Source organism: Bacillus mesophilum (assembly GCF_008923265.1).
Taxonomy (GTDB): Bacteria; Bacillota; Bacilli; order Bacillales; family Cytobacillaceae; genus Cytobacillus; species Cytobacillus mesophilum.
The window spans coordinates 137,047-159,057 of the sequence record NZ_WBOT01000003.1; the positions used below are offsets into that span (position 1 = coordinate 137,047).

Consider the following 22,011-nt stretch of genomic DNA (forward strand, 5'->3'; position numbering starts at 1 on the left):
AGGAGACGATGATCATGAAACGTCCAATAAAAGTAATGACGATTTTTGGGACAAGACCAGAAGCGATTAAGATGGCGCCGCTTGTTCTTGAACTGCAAAAATATCCTGAGCACTTTGAATCTATTGTTACTGTTACGGCTCAGCACCGTGAAATGCTTGACCAAGTGCTGACGATCTTTGGTATTACACCTGATCATGATTTAAATATTATGAAGAACCGCCAAACCCTGATTGATGTTACAACAAGAGGTTTGGAAGGCTTGGATGCTATTATGAAGGAAGTTAAGCCTGACATTGTTCTAGTGCATGGTGATACAACAACGACCTTTATTGCAGGACTTGCTGCATTTTACAATCAGATTCCTGTAGGACATGTTGAAGCAGGACTGCGGACATGGAATAAGTACTCGCCATTCCCGGAAGAAATGAATCGTCAGCTTACAGGTGTGATGGCTGATCTGCATTTCTCTCCAACTCTGCAGTCATCACAGAATTTAGTTCGTGAAAACAAAAAGGAAGAAAGCATTTTTGTAACTGGCAATACCGCAATCGATGCTTTGAAAACAACAGTTAAAGATGAATATCATCATGAAGTGCTCGACAAGATTGGATCTGATCGCCTTGTATTACTAACAGCACACCGCCGTGAAAATCTTGGTGAACCGATGCGCAATATGTTTAAAGCGATTAAACGGCTTGTAGACGAGCAGTCAGATATTCAAGTCGTATATCCAGTTCATATGAATCCTGCTGTTCGGGAAATTGCCGGGGAAATTTTAGGAAATGACGATCGCATTCACTTAATTGAACCACTTGATGTGATTGATTTCCATAATTTCGCTTCCCGTGCCTATTTAATTTTGACAGATTCTGGCGGTGTTCAAGAGGAGGCTCCTTCTCTTGGTGTACCGGTTCTTGTCCTTCGTGATACAACAGAGCGTCCAGAAGGAATCCAAGCAGGTACATTAAAGTTAGCCGGAATTGAAGAACAGCCAATCTATGAAATGGCAACGGAGCTTTTGACAGATGAAGAGGCCTACAAAAAAATGGCTCATGCTGTCAATCCGTATGGCGATGGGCATGCTTCTTATCGTATTTGCGAAGCAATCCGCTATCATTTTAAACAGCTGGAAAACCGTCCGGAAGAATATAATCCGCAATAAGTGCTGATTAACTCGGACGCACTGTGGTATCAGCTTTGGATTATTAATGCAGCAGAAGCAGTCTAATTCTTATTGAATTGGACTGCTTTTTTTGTAAATTATTATGAAATTTAAGACTTTGCTAATTAAGGATATTAAAAAGGCAGCCTAATAGGACCGTTCTTACACGTTCCCACCACCTAATCATGCATTTCAGCAAAAGATGCATACTCCCATCTCAAAAAGAAAACGCTAAGCAGTAAAAAGAGGTGCATCACTATGAGATATTTTCTTCTATTGTTTCTTGTTTTTATCCTTATTTTCCCCTTATCTGCATATAGCACCCCACTGGAGACACCGCCGATTCCCAGCAAGGAGGATGGTGAAGAGGTTGCAATCATTGTACTAAAGGACGGGCAAAATGTTCAAAACGTGAAAAAGCGTGCTATTGAAGCTGGGCTTGAGGTCCGCCGTACTTATCATATTGCTTTAAACGCAATCTCTGTTAAAGGAAATTCATCCGCAATTCAAGAACTGCAGGCGGAGACCGCCGTTTCCTTTATCTCTTCTGTTAACACGTATTCTGTTCACTCAGAAAATAATATTGAATTAATTGGCGGGGATTTAATCCGTGGTTATTTTGATGACGAAGATCATCGGTTAACTGGGAAGGGAGTAAAAGTAGGTATTATTGACACGGGTCTTGATTATCATCATCCGGATCTGGCCAGGAATTATGGAGGCGGCCATGATGTTGTTGACGAGGATGACGATCCGATGGAAACAAGGGCTGATGCAGGGAAATCCACTCTGCATGGCACTCATGTGGCGGGCATTATTGCTGCGAACGGCAGATTAAAAGGGGTTGCGCCAGAAGCGACGATTATTGCCTATCGTGCATTAGGGCCAGGAGGCAGCGGCACAACGGAGCAAGTTATTGCAGCGGTCGAAGAAGCAATCAAAGATAAGGTAGATGTATTGAATTTATCACTAGGCAACAACGTTAACGGGCCAGACTTGCCGATTAGCATGGCTTTAAATAAGGCGGTTGACGAAGGAATTACCGCTGTCGCATCATCAGGCAATTCAGGTCCTAATATTTGGAGTGTCGGCTCGCCAGGTACTGCTACGAAAGCCATCTCTGTAGGTGCATCCACTCCCTCTCTCATGATTCCGTATCTAAAAGTAGAAGGAAGAAACACACGCCTGCAGCTATTGCAGGGTTCTCCTGCATGGAAGCTTGATAAATCATATCCACTTGCAGATGGAGGGATCGGCACAAAAGCGGATTTAAAGAATGTGAAAGGGAAAATAGTGCTTATTGAAAGAGGCGAGCTGACTTTTTCGGAAAAAAGTCAAAATGCGTTTGAAGCAGGTGCTGAAGCTGTTGTGATTTATAACAATACAAATGGTCATTTCCAAGGAAATCTTGAAGGTAAACATCATATTCCTGTAGCATCGCTTTCAAAAAAAGATGGAAACCGTCTTATCAAAAAAATGAAAAACAAAACCTTGTTAGCTCATACCAATATAATAGAAGAAAAAGATTTATTAGCCGATTTCAGTTCGCGCGGCCCTGTGACTTCTACATGGGAAATTAAGCCGGATGTAGTTGCTCCTGGAGTAGCAATTAAAAGTACTATTCCAGGCGGTTATCTCCCGCTGCAGGGAACAAGTATGGCAGCGCCGCATGTAGCAGGGGCATGTGCACTTTTAAAACAGGCCCATCCTGATTGGGGACCTGTACAAATTAAGTCAGCCTTAATGAATACGGCGAAACAGCTTGTGAACCAGACAGGACTTCCATACAAAACTTACGAACAAGGTGCAGGAAGGATTCAGCTGGAAAAAGCCTTGAAAACAGAGTCGCTGGTGATGCCGGGTTCTCTGCAGTTTGGAAAGTTCAAGCTTGCCGATCAGCAGCATATGCATACAACGTCGATTGAAATAGAGAATACAAGCAGATCAGATATAACCTATTCATTTAACATTCCGCACAAAGTTGAAGGGATTCAGTGGGAATTGCCGCTTTCTTTTCAAATCGCACCAGGTAAAAGAAAGAAAGTTGATATCAAAATGTCAGCCGACCCGAGAAAACTTACCGAAAAAATATATGATGGTAGTCTTACGTTAAACGCCGGAGCAGACAAGATTAAGATTCCTTACTTATATGTATTAGAGGAACCTAATTATCCACGAGTGATGGGCTTTGCAATTGGGAAAGGCGATAAACCGGGTGTATACCGCTACGAAGCATATCTTCCTGGAGGTGCAGAAGAATTCGGAATCGCTTTGTTTGATCCTGAAAGTCTCCGGTTTATTGGTTTTCTTGATTGGAAACGGAAAGTGAAGAAAGGACAGCTGGAAGAGGAGATTGAAGAATCGAAGCTGCCGGCAACTGGCCTTTACTTAACGAAGATATTTGCAAAGAAATCAGGGAAAGAGGACTGGATTGAAACCTATTTAGTTGTTGGACCGCATGGTGAATTAACACAGCAGAACGAGAAGGATGGGAACAAAGATTTAAACTGACTATATATATCAATAAAGAAATTCACTATCCAGAGCAAATGGGCAGTGGATTTCTTTTTGTAACCGAAGAGCAGCAGCCTTTGCGCAAATAAAGCAGTCTCTCTTTAAATAGTTTTATTTAATAATCCTTCTCTTATAAACTGCATTTTAAAACCAGAGTTTATATAAGAATCATAGCTGTAAAGCGCTTGCAAGAGGTAAAAAAGAAAAAATATGAACAATATGTGAACTCTGATTTTTCCAGGTTTAGGTTGTGAACTTTTTGGCTTGAAACGCATTGACATTGACAAGCCCCTATTGTATGCTTACAAAGGGTATAATTGATAGGGTTTACAAAGCAATATTGGCATGTTGTTAAGGTTTAAAACCTCCCTTTGCTTTTGGTTTTTATACATAAAATCGTGTTGATTTGAAGGGGAGAATTTTAACCTGCTGTATAAATCCGATCAATTAATAAGCTCTTTCTGTTGCTCTTTTCTTGTTGTTTTTGGCGCAGGCACTTCTCCCTCTTTTAAAAAGAAATCCATACATACTATTAATAAGAGGATGAATACGGCCGTTGGTAAATGGTTCTCTACGGCGGACAGGAGAAAAGGGATATGCCAGAATTTAAATTAATGTTTATTAGGCAAAGAAAGTATATGTTTTATCTTCTAGCGATCTATGTTCTTGGCTGGGGATTCACTTCCCATCAGCATATATACTTAGGTTTGATCATAGGAACAGCCTTGAGTATGTATATTTTATGGTCAATGGTCAGAAAAATAGATCAATTTGGAGAAGCGGTTGCCACTGGCCGGAAAGTGTATTCAATCGGCATGATCTCTAGAATGGCAGTAGCTGCATTAGCAGTGCTGATTGCCACGAGATATCCTGATCAAGTGCATTTCATCAGTGTAATTATAGGATTAATGACAGCTTATATCGTCATTATGATAGATTTTGCCATTCAGACATTACAATCAGCACTCAGCAAGGGAGAGAGGTGAAAAATTTGAATCATGGTGCTCCTACTGTAGAAATCATGGGTTTGCATTTTAATTTATCTAATATACTCATGATAACTGTAGCTAGTATTATCGTATTTATTATAGCGTACGTCTGTACCCGCAACCTTTCTATGAAACCAACGGGCAAGCAGAATTTCATTGAGTGGGTTATGGACTTCGTTAAAAACATTATTAACAGTTCAATGGATTGGAAAACAGGTGGAAGATTCCATGTGTTGGGAATCACGCTTATTATGTTCATATTCGTTTCCAACATGTTAGGTCTGCCATTCGCTGTAGTCCTCGACCATGAACTATGGTGGAAATCACCTACCGCTGACCCAATTGTTACATTAACCCTTGCGGCGATGGTGATCGCACTATCACACTACTATGGTGTTAAAATGAAGGGGTTAAAAGAATATGGAAAAGACTTCTTCAGGCCAAAGGCGTTTATGTTTCCGCTGAAGATTGTAGAAGAATTTTCAAACACACTAACACTAGGTCTTCGTTTATATGGAAATATATATGCAGGTGAAATTTTACTTTCTCTACTCTCTACTTCCCTCGCATACTCAACCTGGTGGGGAACCATACTAGCAATTCCATTAACGGTAGTATGGCAAGGATTCTCCGTATTTATCGGTTCTATCCAAGCATTTATCTTTACTCTGTTAGCAATGGTCTACATGTCTCATAAAGTAAATCATGACCATTAATATATTATATGTTCAGCTTATTGAACAAAACAAAAATAAACTATATACAATTCAAGGAGGAAATACAAAATGGGTGCAATAGCAGCAGCAATCGCAATTGGTTTAGCAGCATTAGGTGCAGGTTTAGGTAACGGTATGATCGTTTCTCGTACAGTGGAAGGAATCGCTCGTCAGCCAGAAGCTCGTGGTATGCTTCAATCTACAATGTTCATCGGGGTAGCTTTCGTAGAGGCGATTCCAATCATGGCGGTTGTTATCGCGTTTATGGTAATGGGTCAATAATCGGTATATAAAATTAGAAATGGCGAAGTCGATCGATAAGAACCTTCGCCATTCCTTTATGCCTAATATTTGGATTAGTGAATCAATTATCGAACGAAATATAGATACTATCTTAGATTCCAGATGAAGATTTCTGAAGGGAGTGAACTCGTCCGTGCTATTAAATGGTTTTGCCTTAGGGGCATCTTCTGGTGTATTTACCGGTGGAGATATCATTTTTACAATCTTCACATTTATTATATTGCTATTTCTAATAAAAAAGTTTGCATGGGGTCCATTAATGGGCATGATGCAGCAGCGTGAAGAATACATTGCAAACGAAATTACAGCAGCTGAAACTAGCAGAGTTGAGGCGAAAAAGTATCTGGACGAACAGCGTCAGTTATTAACAGAAGCTCGTACAGAAGCACAAACATTAATTGACAATGCAAAGAAGCAAGCAGACATTCAAGGCCAGGAAATTACTGAGTTGGCACAAAAAGAAGCACAGCGTCTGAAAGAATCTGCTGTACTGGAAATTGAACAGCAGAAGGAAAAGGCTGTAGCGGCAATTCGTGATCAAGTAGCATCACTTTCCGTTTTAATTGCGTCTAAAGTTATCGAAAAAGAATTAACTGCAGAAGACCAACAGCAGTTAATTGATGAATATATTAAAGAGGCAGGGGAAAAACGATGAAGAGCGCTGCGGTTTCAAAACGCTATGCAATTGCTCTTTTTGACCTTGCCAAAGAACACCAGCTGATCGACAGCATGGAGCAAGAGTTACTCGTAGTAAAAAATGTCATTCAAAATAGTGAAGAATTCCAAATGCTATTTCAATCTCCGAAAATTTCTATTCAAAAGAAGAAAGAGATTGTGAAGGATGCTTTTGCTTCGTTAAACGCTTTCGTTGTAAATACATTAATGATATTAATTGAACGCCACCGCGAGGATATTATTGCTGAAGTGGCAGACCAATTTATCGGACTTGCAAATGAAGCTAGAGGAATTGCTGAAGCAAAGGTTTATACAACAAGACCATTGACTGACGCTGAAAAAGAAGCTTTATCAGCAACATTTGCAGCAAAGATTGGAAAAACATCACTTCGTATTGACAATATTATAGACACTAATCTGCTGGGCGGTATTAAGCTTCGAATTGGGAACACTATTTTCGATGGAAGCCTGCGCGGTAAGTTAGATCGTCTTGAGCGTCAATTGTTAGGATAAGATTCGTAGATAGGGGTGAAACTCATGAGCATCAAAGCTGAAGAAATCAGTGCACTGATAAAGAAGCAAATTGAAAACTATCAGTCGGAAATTCAAGTAAGTGAAGTGGGTACTGTAATCTCTGTTGGAGATGGAATTGCCCGTGTTCATGGCCTCGACAATGTCATGGCTGGAGAACTTGTTGAATTTTCAAACGGCGTTATGGGTATGGCACAAAACCTGGAAGAAAATAACGTTGGTATTATCATTTTAGGACCATTCACAGAAATCCGTGAAGGTGGCGAAGTGCGCCGCACAGGCCGCATCATGGAAGTACCGGTTGGTGAAGAACTGATTGGCCGCGTAGTGAATCCTCTTGGACAGCCTGTTGATGGAATGGGTCCAATCAACACAACTAAATCACGTCCAATTGAAAGCCAGGCTCCTGGTGTTATGGATCGTAAATCTGTTCATGAACCATTGCAGACGGGTATTAAAGCGATCGATGCTCTTGTGCCAATTGGCCGCGGACAGCGTGAGCTTATTATCGGTGACCGTCAAACAGGTAAAACATCCGTTGCAATTGATACTATTTTGAACCAGGCGGATCAAAATATGGTATGTATCTATGTTGCGATTGGACAAAAAGAATCTACAGTTCGTAACGCAGTTGAAACATTGCGTAAAAATGGTGCTTTAGAATATACAATTGTTGTTACTGCATCTGCTTCACAGCCTGCACCATTGCTTTATTTAGCACCTTATGCTGGTGTATCAATGGCTGAGGAGTTCATGTATAACGGCAAGCATGTGCTTGTTGTGTATGATGACTTAACTAAGCAAGCATCTGCATACCGTGAGCTTTCCCTATTATTGCGTCGTCCTCCGGGCCGTGAAGCATATCCAGGGGATGTTTTCTACTTGCATAGCCGTCTATTAGAGCGTGCAGCTAAATTGAGCGATGCAAAGGGCGCAGGTTCTATTACAGCATTGCCATTTATTGAAACACAAGCAGGTGACGTATCTGCTTATATTCCTACAAACGTTATTTCCATAACTGATGGACAAATCTTCCTTCAGTCTGACCTTTTCTTCTCTGGTGTTCGTCCGGCGATTAACGCAGGTCTTTCTGTATCACGTGTAGGTGGATCTGCACAGATCAAAGCAATGAAAAAGGTTGCAGGTACCCTGCGTCTTGACCTTGCTTCTTACCGTGAACTTGAATCATTTGCTCAGTTTGGATCTGATCTTGATAAAGCTACACAAGCAAAATTAAATCGTGGTGCTCGTACGGTTGAAGTGTTGAAGCAAGACTTGAACAAACCTCTAAAGGTTGAAAAGCAAGTTGCGATTCTTTATGCACTTACACGCGGCTTCCTGGATGATATCCCTGTACATGATATCCTCCGCTTCGAAGATGAATATTTAACATGGTTAGACCACAACCGCAAAGAGTTGCTTGATCATATCGTAACAACGAAAGAGCTTCCTTCTGATGACGATATGGCTGCTGCGATCAATGATTTCAAGAAAACGTTCGCAGTATCTGAATAATAGAAGTCTTTCGAGTATTGGAGAGGGAAGCCTCTCCTAAAATCCTATCAGGCTCCTATTTTAGTCAACAAACTTTGAATGAGGGTGGTGAGAACCTGTGGCATCATTACGCGATATAAAATCTCGTATTACTTCTACAAAGAAGACGAGTCAAATAACAAAAGCCATGCAGATGGTATCTGCAGCTAAGATGAACCGTGCAGAAATGAATGCTAAGTCATTTGTTCCTTACATGGAAAAGATTCAAGAGGTTACTGCCTCAATCGCACTTGGCAGCCAGGATGCAAATCATCCGATGCTTACTAGCCGGCCGGTTAAAAAGACTGGTTATTTAGTAATAACATCTGATCGTGGCTTAGCTGGTGCATACAATAGCAATATTATCCGAACTGTATATCAAACAATCCAAAAACGTCATAAATCTACTGATGAATATGCGATCATCGCAATTGGCAGAACTGGCCGTGATTTCTTCAAGAAGCGTGGCATGAATGTGATTCTTGATATTGTTGCAGTATCTGATCAGCCGTCATTTACGGAAATTAAAGATATTACCAGCAAAACAGTCGGAATGTACTTAGATGAAACATTTGATGAACTTAATTTATACTACAGTCATTATGTCAGCGCGATTCAGCAGGATGTAACGGAGAGAAAACTTCTTCCGCTTACAGATATCTCATCTACTGGCACTTTGACTTCATATGAATTCGAACCAAATGCTGAAGAGATCTTGGAAGTGCTTCTTCCTCAATATGCTGAAAGCCTCATCTATGGCTCACTGCTGGACAGCAAAGCAAGCGAACATGCTGCCCGGATGACAGCTATGAAGAATGCAACTGATAATGCAAGTGATCTGATCAGCTCTCTTAGTCTGGTATACAACCGTGCTCGACAAGCAGCGATTACCCAGGAAATTACGGAAATCGTTGGCGGAGCAGCTGCATTAGAATAGAGAGATGACGAATGAAACGGGGAAGCTGGAGATGTTGCTCTGGCTTCTGTGTTTGAAAGCAAGCCGTTTTTACGGCTGCCGGCGTCATTTTCTATGAATAAGAGATTATGTAATAGATGTATATTTAAATTAATGATTAGCTTCAGCATCTATAAAGGCGCTTACGCTTTTCTAAAGAGATAACATTGTATAATTACTTTAAAATTTGAATGGTGTCTAGCTTCAGCGTCTAGCCCCTCGAGGTCATAAGTCAATCTGTCCAAAAGGTTAAAGAACAACCTTCTGGCCATCTTGCCTTATGCTTGTCGGGGCTGGGCGAGACGCTTACGCTTTTCGTAGTAGGAGGGAAAAAGATGAATAAAGGACGCGTTCTTCAGGTTATGGGTCCAGTTGTTGACGTTAAGTTCGAAAGCGGTCAGCTTCCTGAGATCTATAATGCTTTGACTATTTCCAATTCGGCGAGTGAGTCTGGAGCTGGAATCAGCTTAACCCTTGAAGTTGCCCTTCATTTAGGTGACGATACTGTACGTACAATCGCAATGTCTTCAACTGATGGTCTAACAAGAGGAAGCGAAGTTGTTGATACTGGTTCAGCAATCTCTGTTCCTGTAGGTGATGTTACACTGGGGCGTGTATTTAACGTACTTGGTGAAACAATTGACTTGGATCCTGTCATTGCTGGCGATATTCGCCGTGACTCAATCCACAGAGAAGCACCTAAATTTGAACAGCTTTCAACTGAAGTTGAGATTTTAGAAACTGGTATTAAAGTTGTAGACTTGCTTGCACCTTATATTAAGGGTGGTAAGATCGGTCTATTCGGTGGTGCCGGAGTAGGTAAAACCGTTTTAATTCAGGAATTGATTAATAATATCGCACAAGAGCACGGTGGTATCTCTGTATTTGCCGGTGTTGGAGAGCGTACACGTGAAGGTAATGACCTTTACCATGAAATGACTGACTCTGGAGTTATCAAGAAAACAGCGATGGTATTCGGACAAATGAACGAGCCGCCTGGAGCACGTATGCGTGTTGCACTAACGGGTCTGACAATGGCTGAATTCTTCCGTGATGACCAAGGACAAGACGTTCTTTTCTTCATGGATAACATCTTCCGTTTCACACAAGCAGGTTCTGAGGTTTCTGCCCTATTAGGCCGTATGCCTTCAGCGGTAGGTTACCAGCCAACACTTGCTACAGAAATGGGTAAACTACAAGAGCGTATCACATCTACTAACGTAGGTTCTGTTACATCTATCCAAGCGATTTACGTACCTGCCGATGACTATACGGATCCGGCTCCAGCTACAACATTTGCTCATTTAGATGCAACAACAAACCTTGAACGTAAGCTTTCTGAGATGGGAATTTACCCAGCGGTAGATCCGTTGGCTTCTACTTCCCGTGCTCTATCACCTGAAATCGTTGGGGAAGAGCATTACTCTATTGCTCGTCAAGTACAGCAAACATTACAGCGTTACAGAGAACTTCAAGATATCATTGCGATTCTTGGTATGGACGAGCTTTCTGACGATGATAAATTAGTCGTTGCACGTGCTCGCCGTATTCAGTTCTTCTTATCACAAAACTTCCACGTTGCTGAGCAGTTTACTGGCCAGCCGGGATCATATGTACCTGTTAAAGAAACTGTAAAAGGCTTCAAGGAAATTCTTGAAGGCAAATACGATCACTTACCAGAAGATGCTTTCCGTCTTGTAGGAAGAATTGAAGAAGTGATCGAAAGTGCAAAGAAAATGGGCGTAGAGGTCTAAATCTGGACCAGGAGGGTAAAAAATGAAGACAATCAATGTCAATATTGTTACTCCTGACGGCCCGGTGTATGAATCAGACGTAGAAATGGTGAGTACAAAGGCCGCAAGCGGTGAGCTCGGGATCTTGCCTGGCCATATTCCAATGGTAGCGCCGTTACAAATTGGAGCTGTCCGTTTAAAAAACGGCGGAAAAACGGATTTAGTCGCTGTTAGTGGCGGATTCATTGAAGTAAAGCCTGAAAAGGTGACGATCTTGGCGCAATCAGCTGAGCAGTCTGAAGAAATCGATGTAGAACGAGCTAAAGGTGCAAAACTTCGAGCTGAAGAACGTCTTCACCAACAGAAGCGTGAGAATATCGATTTCCGCAGAGCAGAACTTGCTCTTCAGCGTGCCATGAATCGAATTAACGTATCTGAGAGACATTTTTAATGAATGTTAAAGGCACCTCACAGAACTAACTGTGAGGTGTTTTTTTAGTATACTGCCGATTTAGCTCATTACACCGTATCCATCCGTTATAAAAACCTCGCAATGTATATCAACCACTTTTGCCTCGAATCCCTAGTGTAAGATCTGATAGTGGGCAAGTTTACAGAAGACCGCTCAATTCGGTGCAAGAATAAAACAAGTTTAGCTGCAGTTAAAAAGCATTCATAAAGAAAAAATATGGATGAATGTAAATTTTTTTTAAATAAAGTGTAACTTACTAGCTTGAATATACGTCGAATGATAGGATGGATTTGGAGTGTCTATTATGGATGCCTTTAAACTGGAGGAGGAGTTAAGATGATTACAGGAGACTTTGGGCAGCAGGCGCTCATCAGCATTATGTCGCATCTTGTATTTATTGCCCTTGCCTGGTGGGCATTGCAGGCTATTCGTCTAGACCAATTATTAAAGCCAAATCGGGTTGTGCAGGCAAGAGTTCTGTATATCCTTTTATCCATTATAATTGGTTCTGCTGCTAGTAATTTTTTCCTTGACTATTTATTATGGTCACAGCAGCTGCCTCTGATTTTACAAACAATAGGCTTATCTCAAATATAGGTCTTCGTGCATGTTTTCTTTTATGCCATTTTTCAGTATGATTCTCTTGTTGTGAAAAAATATTACGCGTTTTTATACTCTTGTGAAGCATTTTTCAAAGTTGGACAAAAGACAGAGTACATTCTGAATTTGACGAGTACATATTTGATGATTGTCAAAAAGTGACGAGAGTTTTTAAGTATGTCGTGCTTCTCCTTGGTAACAATGATACTAAGGGGAGGAGATTCAAAATGAAAGATAAAAAAGCGATTTTATTAGCAATTATTACCGTAATTGGTTTTATGGGCTTAACGACTGGGAATAAGACGATTGTAGCATATGAAGAACTTGACCTATCAAAGTTTGCTTCTGTAATGGAAGACGAGAATATTATGATATCTGAGTGGTCTTTACATGCAAGAGAAAAAATGGAAAGTTTTGAAACGCTTGACCAAGCTGAAGGATACACAAATCAGCTAAAAAAGGCATATGCTGATTGGGAATGGACAGTAAAGTCAGAGTCTGATCAATGGGAAGCAACTGCTTCAAAAACAGATGATGAAGGCATAGCTGAAAGCATTAAAGTGATGTCTGCAGAAGCTGGCGGAGAGATCCAATCCTACTTGACATATGAGATGAAAGGCAGCTTATGGAACAGCGATACTGAGCAGTTGGCTGAAAATAAGCTGAAAAGCAGACTTTCCGACTTATTTCGCGGAAATACCACAATTTTCTCTTGTATGAAAGGCGAATTCAATGATAAAATTAATGGGTCTTTGTCAAATACTGCAAGTCATTTACTAGAAGTATTTGATGCAGAAGAAATTGAAACGTTAGAAGAAGAAAGCTTTGTTTCGACAACTGCTAATTCACCGATGTTCCATGAATCGGTTGCAGCTGGCGGACAGAAAATGAATGTACAAATTGGATTAAGAACTGAAGGGATGGGCGCTAATACAACCATAGTTATTGGCACACCCATCATTACGATTGAATATTAATATAGAGATAATGGACGCGGAGGGGAATACACTTTGGAAAAAATCATCGTCCGCGGCGGGAATCGGCTAAGCGGAACTGTTAAAGTTGAAGGCGCAAAAAATGCTGTTTTGCCGGTTATCGCTGCTACACTGTTAGCAAGTGATGGAAAAAGCATAATTCGTGATGTCCCTACTCTCTCCGATGTATTTACAATTAATGAAGTATTACGCTATTTAAACGCCGAAGTGGAGTTTGATCATAATACAGTAATCGTTAATGCATCAAGAGAGTTAAGAGAAGAAGCACCTTTTGAATATGTTCGTAAAATGCGGGCGTCTTCATTAGTAATGGGACCGCTTCTTGCTAGAAATGGCCGTGCACGAGTGGCATTGCCTGGGGGCTGTGCAATCGGCTCTCGCCCTATTGATCAGCATTTAAAGGGCTTCGAAGCAATGGGAGCGACAGTAAAGGTTGGAAATGGATTTGTTGAAGCTGAAGCAGCAGATGGCCGTCTGCGCGGAGCAAAAATATATTTAGATTTCCCAAGCGTAGGCGCAACGGAAAACATTATGATGGCAGCAACACTTGCAATTGGCACAACAGTAATTGAGAATGTTGCAAAAGAACCTGAAATTGTAGACCTTGCTAATTTCCTAAACAGCATGGGAGCAAAAGTAAGAGGCGCAGGTACAGGAACGATCCGCATTGAGGGAGTGGAAATGCTTTTCGGAGCAGACCACAACATCATTCCAGATCGCATTGAAGCAGGAACATTTATGGTTGCTGCAGCGATTACAGGTGGAGATGTACTCATTAAAGGAGCAGTTCCAGAGCATTCTACATCCTTAATCGCAAAAATGGAAGAGATGGGTGTTGTATTTATTGAAGAGGCAGAAGGTGTGCGTGTATTAGCACCTGAAAAGCTGAAAGCAGTAGATATTAAAACAATGCCTCATCCTGGGTTCCCGACTGATATGCAAGCACAAATGATGGCGTTATTGCTTCATGCAAACGGCACTAGTGTGATCACAGAAACGGTGTTCGAAAACCGTTTTATGCATGTCGAAGAATTCCGCCGCATGAACGCTGAAATTAAAATTGAAGGCCGCTCGGTTATCATGAATGGCCCTTCTAATCTGCAGGGAGCAGAAGTAGCTGCAACGGATCTTCGCGCTGCTGCTGCGTTAATTTTAACAGGTCTTGTTGCTGATGGAATTACACGCGTTACAGAACTAAAGCATCTTGATCGCGGATATGTAAGCTTCCATGAGAAACTGGCTGCGTTAGGTGCAGATATTGAACGTATTACAGAAGTTGAAGAGCAGCAAACTGAAAAGTTTGTAACAGATTTAAACGCTTAATCAACTGGGATATATTGAAAAACCGCAACACTGATTTGTCTGTAAGGACAGAACGGTTTGCGGTTTTTTTATTATGTATGATTGCCTCGCTGCTTAATATGAGGAATTATAAAAGCAGCTAAACCAAATGCTCTTTAGCTATAATAGTAAAGCTGGACTCTTAAGGCTGCGGCAGAAACGGCTACTCAAAATTTCTTCGAATACTTGTCATATTAGCTTGTCCAGTCCCATATGAATGGAATGAGACTGAAACTACGGAGGCTTACATATGACAAAAATCAAACCATTCATTCTACTAGCGTCGATTCTCTTTGCCGTCACGATCATTGTTCCGTCTCTTCTGGTTATCCCCTTTTCAAATAATGAAGAGACAGGAAAGCTGGATGAGGAACTGGAGGAAACGGTGGCTGAACCAGCAGGCACTGAACCTGCCATTGAAGTGGCTGTGTTCCGAACAGCGACAAAAAAGGTTGAAAATCTGGCAATGGAAGATTATTTAGTTGGAGTCGTATCAGCTGAGATGCCTGCAGAGTTTGAAAATGAAGCTCTAAAAGCACAGGCACTGACAGCAAGAACCTATATTGTTCAGCATCTAATGAAGGATCAAGATCTGAATATTCCTGGAGATGCACAAGTATATGATACAGTCGACCATCAGGTATATAAAAATAAAGAAGAGCTAAAGAAGCAGTGGAAAGAAGAATATGACTCTAATATTAAGAAGGTGACAGAAGCTGTTCGTGCTACAGCAGGTCAGATCCTTACTTATGAAGGTAATCCTATACAGGCACAATTCTTTTCAACGAGCAATGGTTTTACCGAAAATTCAGAGTCCGTATGGACAAATGCCATTCCTTACTTAAAAAGTGTTGAGAGCCCATGGGACCAGAAATCACCAGAGTTTACAGACCAATTGGTCATAGCAGTGCCCGACTTTGAAGCAAAGCTGGGCGTGTCATTGCCCGAAGGTCCAGCAATCGGAAGTGTAACAGAGCGAACAGCAGGAAAAAGAGTCTCCAAGGTGAATATTAATGGCAAGGAATTAAAAGGTGTCGATATCCGTGAAAAACTAGGATTAAGATCAACTGATTTTACTTGGGAAAGAAAAGGCGATAATGTGGTCATTCAAACGAAGGGGTACGGACATGGTGTTGGCATGAGCCAATACGGAGCCAATGGCATGGCTGCAGAAGGAAAAACATATAAAGAAATCGTCAATCACTATTATAAGGGAGTCGAGATCTCAACATCTGATACGATGCTCGCTAAAGTGATGGCGAAAAAATAGACAGAAACAAAAGAGCCGCCGAAGGCATTCGGCGGCTTTGTTGCGGTAAAATTGGGTTTGGCGAATATATTATTATTTTGGGCGAAAAAATGGAGATAACGGCGATAATAATGTTTTAACAGCGAATAAGGTTATGCTAACGGCGATTATGTTTCCAGGACAGCGAATATCCAAGTGGCGAACTCTGCTATATCGCGAGCACTGTTCCATTTTACAGCAGAGAACCACTTATTTTTTTCACCTAAATACAACAAACAATTACTTCCCCGCAGCCGTCACCCTTTTGATACTTTCCAGAAAGCGGCCGATTTTTTGAAACCTTTTTCCAAAAACAGCTTGAGAAATTACCCAATAGGCAACTGCCACACCTATAACATCCTTCACAACGTCAATAAGGGTTGCAGAACGGTACGGCACAAAATACTGATGTATTTCATCTGTAACGCCATAGAGGCAGGCTAGGACGGCCAGGAGAAGGTTGATTTTAGACGTAAAGGGTTGTTTGAAAGTAAAAGCAGCTCCAACAAGCAGAAGATACAGGATGCCAAATTCAACAAGGTGCATCGATTCTTTGAAGAAACGATCAAAAGCGGAGTCAGGCAACTCTACTACTGCATTATGCGGGAGACTTGATAGAACCCAAATAAGAATCATATAAGAAATAGGAAGGAGGCGAAGCAGCCATTTTAACATGATAAAAACTCCTTTGAAAAAAGTTATAAGAAATATGAATAATTTAATCAGCTTTGTCGAAAAATAACATCTAAAAAAATATTTTTAAAAAGGTATATAATCCTTGCAATCTGTTCAGACTGATTGCTGAGGTGATGATAATGAGAGAGGAAGAAAAGAAACGATCTTCTCAAGATTCAAGTTTTAAGCGTTTTTTAAAGAAGCGTTGGGCATTCCCAGCAATCTACATTGCAAGTGCAGCTATTATTTTATCGGCGGTTCTATGGTATCAAAATAGCAGTGATAGCGCGATAGAGTCAGATGAATTTAATCATGAAGCTACCGATATTACTGGCAAAACAGAAGAACCGGCAATTGAAGTAACAAATTCACTAGAAGACTTCAAAATGCCTGTAGCTGATGAAGACACTGCTGTTATTCAAACACAGTTTTATGATCATAGTGCTGACACTGCAGATCAAGAGGCTGCGCTCATCGTTTATAATAACATCTACCACCCTAGCACTGGTATAGATATCGCTATGAAGGATGGGGAGACATTTGATGTCCTTGCATCACTAAGCGGTACAGTGACAAAGGTCGAGGAAGATAGAACGCTTGGAAACAAAATTGAAATCGAACATACAGAAGGTATTGTAACACAATATCAATCTGTTACTGAGATGAATGTTGAGGTTGGCGATCAAGTTAAGCAAGGCGATGTTTTAGCTAAAGCAGGACAAAGCCTATTTAATGAAGATGCAGGTGTACATGTCCACTTTGAAATTCGCAAGGATGGACAGGCAGTTAATCCGCATGAGTATTTTAACAAATCTCTAAGTGCATTACAGGAAGCTGATTTATCTGGAGATACAGAGACAGCTGACAATGAAGATGGTTCTGAAGAAAGTTCTGCTCCTGAAGGTGATGAAGAAGCAAAACCTGAAGATGGAGAAGAAACAGCGCCTGAAGACGGCTCTGCTCCAGAAGAAGGCACTGAAACAGCACCTGGTGAAGACAGCACAACAAATCCAAATGACCAAGCTGAAGATGAAGGCACTTCTGATGAAGAAACTGAAACAGAAGGCGGTTCTGAAGAAGAAGGGGACCATACTGGTGACCATTCTGAAGAAGACTCAGCTAACGCATAAGATGATAAAAACGAAAACCCGACATAATGTGCGGGTTTTTGTTCTTGTTTAGCAAATAGATTCAGCCTTGTGCATGACGCTCAAGAATAGGAGGTACAGCAGCAGCTTTACATTCACCACGATAAACTTAATTTCACTTCTATTTCTGAATATTAATAACAGATCCGTTTTTATGTGTCACAATGACCGTTTTACCCGCAAGGCGCTGATATTCCTGGGCCGTGCCATAAGGAACTTTTAATGCGAAATGGCGGCCGCCTGCTTGAAATTCAACGGTAAAATTATCAGCAGCTCCGATAATTTTAGCAGATTGAACAGCAATATCCTCCATAATGATCAGGCGCTGGTGGATGAGTACCATATCATTTTGAAGATGATTCAAGCTTTTTAATTCAGATACTGGCACGCCATAACGATCTGCGATGCTCCACAATGTATCACCTGGGACTACTGTGTAAATAGCGGCGTGCTGAAGAAAAGTTTCCGTTGTGTGATATTCAGTTGGCACCTCCAGTTTCTGTCCTGGAAAAATTTTATCCGAATGTAAGTCGTTCATTTCCTTGAGCTGCTGAACGGTTAAATCAAAATCCTTCGAAATCCGGTACAAAGTATCGCCTTTTTCCACTTCATACATGCCCGCAGAAGCCTTTGCTTCTTTACCGCCGAGACCAATACTAGAGGCGGTGACAGCGGCTGCCACCGTAACTGTCGCAAGCTGTACGTTTCTTTTCTTCATTTTTTTCTTCCGCATTTCATCAATCCGTGCCTTCCTAGGTCTTAAAACAGCTTTTTCCATCTCAAATCTCCTTTATTTATCTTTTATATATGTTTGGGTGATTCTGGTTGTATACCCATATTTATGAACGTTTTGGTCAGCATAAGTGTATGTGAATAGACCCAAAGCGACAATAGGCAAGAAATCATAGCGGTTTTTGTTACTATATACACGAAAACAGTGAATACAAAACTAATCAATAGACGAATAGAACTGCAAATTTGGAAAGGAATTATTGAATCGGTAGGCAGATGGATACGGGGAGAATAAGGTTTGTTATTTTTTATAATGCAAATGGGGGAAAGACTGAAGAAATTTAAGAGATATTGTCCTAAGGGTATTTTTTAATCAGCTGAAAGAAATGGGTCATAATACACGAATCTATCGAACTAATACGGATGATATAGCAGAATTTTTTTTAAAAGCTACGTAAAAAACAAGCAAATTTGTAAGTTTTCTGAAAAAAATAAGCAATGACTTGTCCCGATTCATGAAATCGTGCATATATCTTCATCCAAGCTAATAAAATGTTACAAACCTTACAAAGAGAATGTTTGAGGTGGGTATCGTTTTAATGCTATCAGTGAATGAGCAGGGGCAGATGATTATTTACAGCAGGTAAATGGAAAGGTTTTGCCTTTCTTCCGCAGGTAAATTGTGCGGACTATCGTATAGGACAAAGATAAAAGCGAGTCTCATTTCACACTTCTCACATCCAATTTAGGGAGGGCGAGTGGTGTGCACGATTACATCAAAGAGAGAACTATCAAGATTGGAAAGTATATCGTGGAGACGAAAAAAACAGTTCGCGTGATTGCGAAGGAGTTTGGCGTATCCAAAAGTACAGTCCATAAAGATTTAACAGAAAGACTTCCTGAAATTAATCCCGATCTTGCAAATGAAGTAAAGGAAATTTTAGATTATCATAAATCCATCAGACATCTCCGTGGGGGAGAAGCCACTAAAATGAAGTACAAAAAGGAAGAGCTAGAGGGGGAGCCCATCAATTAATAAGGGAACCACACAAAAGAAGACGTAACACAAACGGTATGCAAAGAATGTTTTCTGTATTCTATGTATACCGTTTGTGTTTTTTATATGATGGACAAGGGACCTAGGTTCTTCCAGAAATTGGGACAACAAACTGGATAGGAACGAATTCGACAAATTCTTTAATTTGTTCTATATAATTTGACAAAAAGTTACTTTATTATAGATAGATGTGCTAAAATATACAATTAGGATAATAACTTAGTTTAGCTAATAGATGTGGGAAAAAAGGCTCTTTTTTTTCTGTCTTTTTCTGCTCGCAATTTTTCATAAAGACATCGTTTGCTGAGAATGATTTGCGACAATTGTTAAGAACTTCTCAGAGGTAATTAGAGATATGTACTGCAATAAAACTGATATAGGCCACCTCAGGCTTTGAAGTGATCATCAATGTCTGTGTCTTACTGCTTAAGCCGCTGCGGACAATGCGGGCCAAAATTTCAAGGAGGAAAGAAAGAGAATGTTTGCTAGGGATATTGGAATTGATTTAGGGACGGCCAATGTGCTCATACATGTGAAAGGCCGCGGAATAGTTTTGAACGAGCCTTCAGTTGTGGCAATTGATAAAAATACAAACAAGGTACTTGCCGTTGGCGAAGAAGCCCGCCGCATGGTTGGCCGTACACCGGGAAATATTGTTGCAATTCGTCCTTTAAAAGATGGCGTAATTGCTGATTTTGATGTAACAGAAGCAATGTTAAAATATTTTATCAACAAACTTGATGTCAAAGGATTTTTATCAAAACCGCGCATTTTAATTTGCTGTCCGACAAATGTTACAAGCGTTGAGCAAAAAGCCATTAAAGAAGCAGCAGAAAAGAGCGGCGGCAAAAAAGTATACCTTGAAGAAGAACCAAAAGTCGCTGCAATTGGTGCGGGGATGGATATTTTCCTTCCGAGCGGAAACATGGTAGTTGATATCGGCGGCGGTACTACAGACGTAGCAGTTCTTTCAATGGGCGACATCGTCACGTCTTCATCCATTAAAATGGCTGGCGACAAATTTGATAATGAAATTCTTCAGTATATCAAAAGAAAATATAAACTCTTAATCGGGGAAAGAACGGCAGAGGATATTAAAACAACGATCGCAACTGTTTTTCCTGGTTCAAGAAGTGAGCAGATGGATATTCGCGGCCGTGATATGGTTTCAGGTCTGCCAAGAACCATTACTGTGTATTCAGAAGAAATTGAGCAGGCGTTAAGAGAATCGGTATCTGTTATTGTTCAGGCAGCTAAGAGCGTACTTGAGCGTACACCGCCTGAGCTTTCAGCAGACATTATTGACCGCGGTGTTATTTTAACAGGCGGCGGTGCTTTGCTTCACGGCATCGATATGCTCTTAGCAGAAGAGCTGAAGGTTCCTGTGCTCATAGCCGAAAATCCAATGGATTGTGTAGCAATCGGAACAGGCATTATGCTTGATAATATTGACAAGCTGCCTAAGCGGAAATTTAGTTAATTAAAAAGCTGCCAGTGAAAAATTCTGGCAGCTTTTTTTCAGTATCACAGTGAAACATGCAGACATGCATTATCGGAAATTCATAATAGCTTGCAGATGCTTCGCCAATTTTTATCAAAATATGACTTTTTCCTTTATTTTTTTAATGTATATTGTTGATTTTTTTTTTATAATAAAAGTAAGACGTAAAGAGGTTCTATTTTTTCTGCGTTTTCGATCCGCTGCTTCGTCTTTTTCAAGAGACGTTCAGTATTTTAAGAGGTGAGAATTTTGTTTAAAGGATTTTATACAGTGGCTTCCGGAATGCTTGCTCAGCAGCGGAGAACAGAAATGCTTTCAAATAACATGGCGAATGCGAATACACCAGGATTTAAAGCGGATCAGTCTGCTATTAGAAGCTTCCCGGAAATGCTGCTTCAGCGTATGGATCAGCAATCTATTCCGACAGAGAAGGGTTTAAATATACCAGGAAACACAACAATTGGCAGTATAAGCACAGGGGTCTATATGCAGGAAGTGATTCCTAATTTCCTTCAAGGTGATATAAAAGAAACAGGTTTAAATACAGATGTATCCTTAATCAATGTGAATGTCCCTGACAATGGGGAGGATGGTGCAGTTGGTTCTGTATTTTTCACTGTTACTGGACCTTCTGGAGAAGAGCGTTATACACGTAACGGAAACTTCACTCTCGATGGAGCAGGATATTTAACAACTGCCAGCGGCTTGTATGTACTTAATGATGCTGGGCAGCAGATTCAGCTGACAAGTGATGACTTCTCCATTAATGAGGAAGGTATCCTGACAGGTGCAAATGGCGAAGTGGCTCGTCTTGGAGTTGCTTATTCGGACAATGCCAACAGCTTGATTAAAGAAGGAGATGGCCTTTACCGGACTGAAGATGGCAACAATTTGCCTAGTGCCTATCTGGCTGGCGGTGTGCAGTTTAACCTTCAGCAGGGATTCCTTGAGCGCTCAAATGTAGATGTCAGCCGCACGATGACCGACATGATGACAGCCTATCGTGCGTTTGAAGCGAATCAGAAGGTTCTGCAGGCATATGACCGCAGCATGGAAAAGGCTGCAAATGAAGTTGGGCGCATCGGATAAT

General features: G+C 40.9%; 21 protein-coding genes. 19 read left to right on the forward strand and 2 right to left on the reverse strand.

From position 1 onward, the window contains the following. Nucleotides 1–14 precede the first annotated feature (14 nt). From wecB to spoIID, 15 genes are all read left to right on the forward strand, one after another. Entirely contained in the window at nucleotides 15–1,163 is a 1,149-nt protein-coding gene (wecB, locus tag F7732_RS10455; RefSeq protein ID WP_151573814.1) for a non-hydrolyzing UDP-N-acetylglucosamine 2-epimerase, read from the forward strand. A 258-nt stretch (nucleotides 1,164–1,421) separates the two neighbouring features. Then, the gene (locus F7732_RS10460; protein WP_151573815.1) at nucleotides 1,422–3,674 is read left to right on the forward strand and encodes a S8 family serine peptidase; all 2,253 of its coding nucleotides are present in this window, start codon (nucleotides 1,422–1,424) and stop codon (nucleotides 3,672–3,674) included. A gap of 599 nt (nucleotides 3,675–4,273) precedes the next feature. After that, entirely contained in the window at nucleotides 4,274–4,663 is a 390-nt protein-coding gene (locus tag F7732_RS10465) for an ATP synthase subunit I (RefSeq protein ID WP_066442351.1), read from the forward strand. A 5-nt stretch (nucleotides 4,664–4,668) separates the two neighbouring features. Beyond that, a complete protein-coding gene (gene atpB, locus F7732_RS10470; RefSeq protein ID WP_151573816.1) occupies nucleotides 4,669–5,382 on the forward strand; it encodes a F0F1 ATP synthase subunit A in 714 nt (237 codons plus the stop codon). Nucleotides 5,383–5,451: 69 nt separating this feature from the next. Then, nucleotides 5,452–5,664 (forward strand): F0F1 ATP synthase subunit C, encoded by a 213-nt coding sequence (atpE, locus tag F7732_RS10475; RefSeq protein WP_066442353.1) that lies wholly within the window; start codon nucleotides 5,452–5,454, stop codon nucleotides 5,662–5,664. A gap of 154 nt (nucleotides 5,665–5,818) precedes the next feature. Then, nucleotides 5,819–6,340 carry a F0F1 ATP synthase subunit B gene (gene atpF, locus F7732_RS10480; protein ID WP_151573817.1) on the forward strand — a complete coding sequence of 174 codons (522 nt, stop codon included), beginning with the start codon at nucleotides 5,819–5,821 and terminating at the stop codon, nucleotides 6,338–6,340. Further along, nucleotides 6,337–6,873, forward strand: coding sequence for a F0F1 ATP synthase subunit delta (locus F7732_RS10485; RefSeq protein ID WP_151573818.1), 537 nt, complete (start codon nucleotides 6,337–6,339; stop codon nucleotides 6,871–6,873). The genes atpF and F7732_RS10485 overlap by 4 nt, the downstream gene beginning before the upstream one ends. A gap of 24 nt (nucleotides 6,874–6,897) precedes the next feature. Next, nucleotides 6,898–8,406: a F0F1 ATP synthase subunit alpha gene (gene atpA, locus F7732_RS10490; RefSeq protein WP_151573819.1), complete on the forward strand. Its 1,509-nt coding sequence runs from the start codon at nucleotides 6,898–6,900 to the stop codon at nucleotides 8,404–8,406. Nucleotides 8,407–8,503: 97 nt separating this feature from the next. Continuing rightward, nucleotides 8,504–9,361: a F0F1 ATP synthase subunit gamma gene (locus F7732_RS10495; RefSeq protein WP_151573820.1), complete on the forward strand. Its 858-nt coding sequence runs from the start codon at nucleotides 8,504–8,506 to the stop codon at nucleotides 9,359–9,361. A gap of 353 nt (nucleotides 9,362–9,714) precedes the next feature. Continuing rightward, nucleotides 9,715–11,133, forward strand: a complete 1,419-nt coding sequence (atpD, locus tag F7732_RS10500; RefSeq protein ID WP_066442358.1) for a F0F1 ATP synthase subunit beta — start codon at nucleotides 9,715–9,717, stop codon at nucleotides 11,131–11,133. 22 nt (nucleotides 11,134–11,155) lie between these two features. Further along, entirely contained in the window at nucleotides 11,156–11,563 is a 408-nt protein-coding gene (locus F7732_RS10505) for a F0F1 ATP synthase subunit epsilon (protein WP_151573821.1), read from the forward strand. 357 nt (nucleotides 11,564–11,920) lie between these two features. Beyond that, complete coding sequence (locus tag F7732_RS10510; protein ID WP_151573822.1) at nucleotides 11,921–12,181, forward strand: DUF1146 family protein; 261 nt, start codon at nucleotides 11,921–11,923, stop codon at nucleotides 12,179–12,181. 230 nt (nucleotides 12,182–12,411) lie between these two features. After that, complete coding sequence (locus tag F7732_RS10515; protein ID WP_151573823.1) at nucleotides 12,412–13,161, forward strand: YwmB family TATA-box binding protein; 750 nt, start codon at nucleotides 12,412–12,414, stop codon at nucleotides 13,159–13,161. A 33-nt stretch (nucleotides 13,162–13,194) separates the two neighbouring features. Further along, entirely contained in the window at nucleotides 13,195–14,502 is a 1,308-nt protein-coding gene (gene murA, locus F7732_RS10520; protein ID WP_151573824.1) for a UDP-N-acetylglucosamine 1-carboxyvinyltransferase, read from the forward strand. Nucleotides 14,503–14,770: 268 nt separating this feature from the next. Then, nucleotides 14,771–15,790 carry a stage II sporulation protein D gene (gene spoIID / locus F7732_RS10525; RefSeq protein ID WP_151573825.1) on the forward strand — a complete coding sequence of 340 codons (1,020 nt, stop codon included), beginning with the start codon at nucleotides 14,771–14,773 and terminating at the stop codon, nucleotides 15,788–15,790. A 258-nt stretch (nucleotides 15,791–16,048) separates the two neighbouring features. Here the strand turns inward: spoIID and F7732_RS10530 are convergent, their stop codons facing one another. Continuing rightward, nucleotides 16,049–16,483, reverse strand: a complete 435-nt coding sequence (locus F7732_RS10530) for a VanZ family protein (protein WP_151573826.1) — start codon at nucleotides 16,481–16,483, stop codon at nucleotides 16,049–16,051. A 140-nt stretch (nucleotides 16,484–16,623) separates the two neighbouring features. Between F7732_RS10530 and F7732_RS10535 the strand changes: the two genes are divergently transcribed. After that, nucleotides 16,624–17,613, forward strand: a complete 990-nt coding sequence (locus F7732_RS10535; RefSeq protein ID WP_151573827.1) for a stage II sporulation protein SpoIIQ — start codon at nucleotides 16,624–16,626, stop codon at nucleotides 17,611–17,613. A 139-nt stretch (nucleotides 17,614–17,752) separates the two neighbouring features. On the opposite strand, the gene F7732_RS10540 is transcribed toward F7732_RS10535, so the two are convergent. Next, nucleotides 17,753–18,409 (reverse strand): LysM peptidoglycan-binding domain-containing protein, encoded by a 657-nt coding sequence (locus F7732_RS10540; RefSeq protein WP_151573828.1) that lies wholly within the window; start codon nucleotides 18,407–18,409, stop codon nucleotides 17,753–17,755. Between the two features lie 717 nt (nucleotides 18,410–19,126). On the opposite strand from F7732_RS10540, the gene spoIIID reads away from it, so the two are divergent. The 3 genes from spoIIID to F7732_RS10555 all read left to right on the forward strand — a co-directional run bounded on the left by spoIIID (nucleotide 19,127) and on the right by F7732_RS10555 (nucleotide 22,010). Continuing rightward, nucleotides 19,127–19,399, forward strand: a complete 273-nt coding sequence (spoIIID, locus tag F7732_RS10545; RefSeq protein ID WP_066442368.1) for a sporulation transcriptional regulator SpoIIID — start codon at nucleotides 19,127–19,129, stop codon at nucleotides 19,397–19,399. Nucleotides 19,400–19,898: 499 nt separating this feature from the next. Next, a complete protein-coding gene (gene mreB / locus F7732_RS10550; RefSeq protein ID WP_066442369.1) occupies nucleotides 19,899–20,900 on the forward strand; it encodes a rod shape-determining protein in 1,002 nt (333 codons plus the stop codon). Nucleotides 20,901–21,170: 270 nt separating this feature from the next. After that, the gene (locus tag F7732_RS10555; protein WP_151573829.1) at nucleotides 21,171–22,010 is read left to right on the forward strand and encodes a flagellar hook-basal body protein; all 840 of its coding nucleotides are present in this window, start codon (nucleotides 21,171–21,173) and stop codon (nucleotides 22,008–22,010) included. Nucleotide 22,011: the final 1 nt, after the last annotated feature.

What these genes read in the sequence shown, in the direction of transcription:
- wecB (WP_151573814.1), top strand. Translation starts at nt 15, where the DNA reads ATGAAACGTCCAATAAAAGTAATGACGATTTTTGGGACAAGACCAGAA.
- F7732_RS10460 (WP_151573815.1), top strand. Translation starts at nt 1,422, where the DNA reads ATGAGATATTTTCTTCTATTGTTTCTTGTTTTTATCCTTATTTTCCCC.
- F7732_RS10465 (WP_066442351.1), top strand. Translation starts at nt 4,274, where the DNA reads ATGCCAGAATTTAAATTAATGTTTATTAGGCAAAGAAAGTATATGTTT.
- atpE (WP_066442353.1), top strand. Translation starts at nt 5,452, where the DNA reads ATGGGTGCAATAGCAGCAGCAATCGCAATTGGTTTAGCAGCATTAGGT.
- F7732_RS10485 (WP_151573818.1), top strand. Translation starts at nt 6,337, where the DNA reads ATGAAGAGCGCTGCGGTTTCAAAACGCTATGCAATTGCTCTTTTTGAC.
- atpA (WP_151573819.1), top strand. Translation starts at nt 6,898, where the DNA reads ATGAGCATCAAAGCTGAAGAAATCAGTGCACTGATAAAGAAGCAAATT.
- atpD (WP_066442358.1), top strand. Translation starts at nt 9,715, where the DNA reads ATGAATAAAGGACGCGTTCTTCAGGTTATGGGTCCAGTTGTTGACGTT.
- F7732_RS10505 (WP_151573821.1), top strand. Translation starts at nt 11,156, where the DNA reads ATGAAGACAATCAATGTCAATATTGTTACTCCTGACGGCCCGGTGTAT.
- F7732_RS10510 (WP_151573822.1), top strand. Translation starts at nt 11,921, where the DNA reads ATGATTACAGGAGACTTTGGGCAGCAGGCGCTCATCAGCATTATGTCG.
- F7732_RS10515 (WP_151573823.1), top strand. Translation starts at nt 12,412, where the DNA reads ATGAAAGATAAAAAAGCGATTTTATTAGCAATTATTACCGTAATTGGT.
- spoIID (WP_151573825.1), top strand. Translation starts at nt 14,771, where the DNA reads ATGACAAAAATCAAACCATTCATTCTACTAGCGTCGATTCTCTTTGCC.
- F7732_RS10530 (WP_151573826.1), bottom strand. Translation starts at nt 16,483, where the DNA reads ATGTTAAAATGGCTGCTTCGCCTCCTTCCTATTTCTTATATGATTCTT.
- F7732_RS10535 (WP_151573827.1), top strand. Translation starts at nt 16,624, where the DNA reads ATGAGAGAGGAAGAAAAGAAACGATCTTCTCAAGATTCAAGTTTTAAG.
- F7732_RS10540 (WP_151573828.1), bottom strand. Translation starts at nt 18,409, where the DNA reads ATGGAAAAAGCTGTTTTAAGACCTAGGAAGGCACGGATTGATGAAATG.
- mreB (WP_066442369.1), top strand. Translation starts at nt 19,899, where the DNA reads ATGTTTGCTAGGGATATTGGAATTGATTTAGGGACGGCCAATGTGCTC.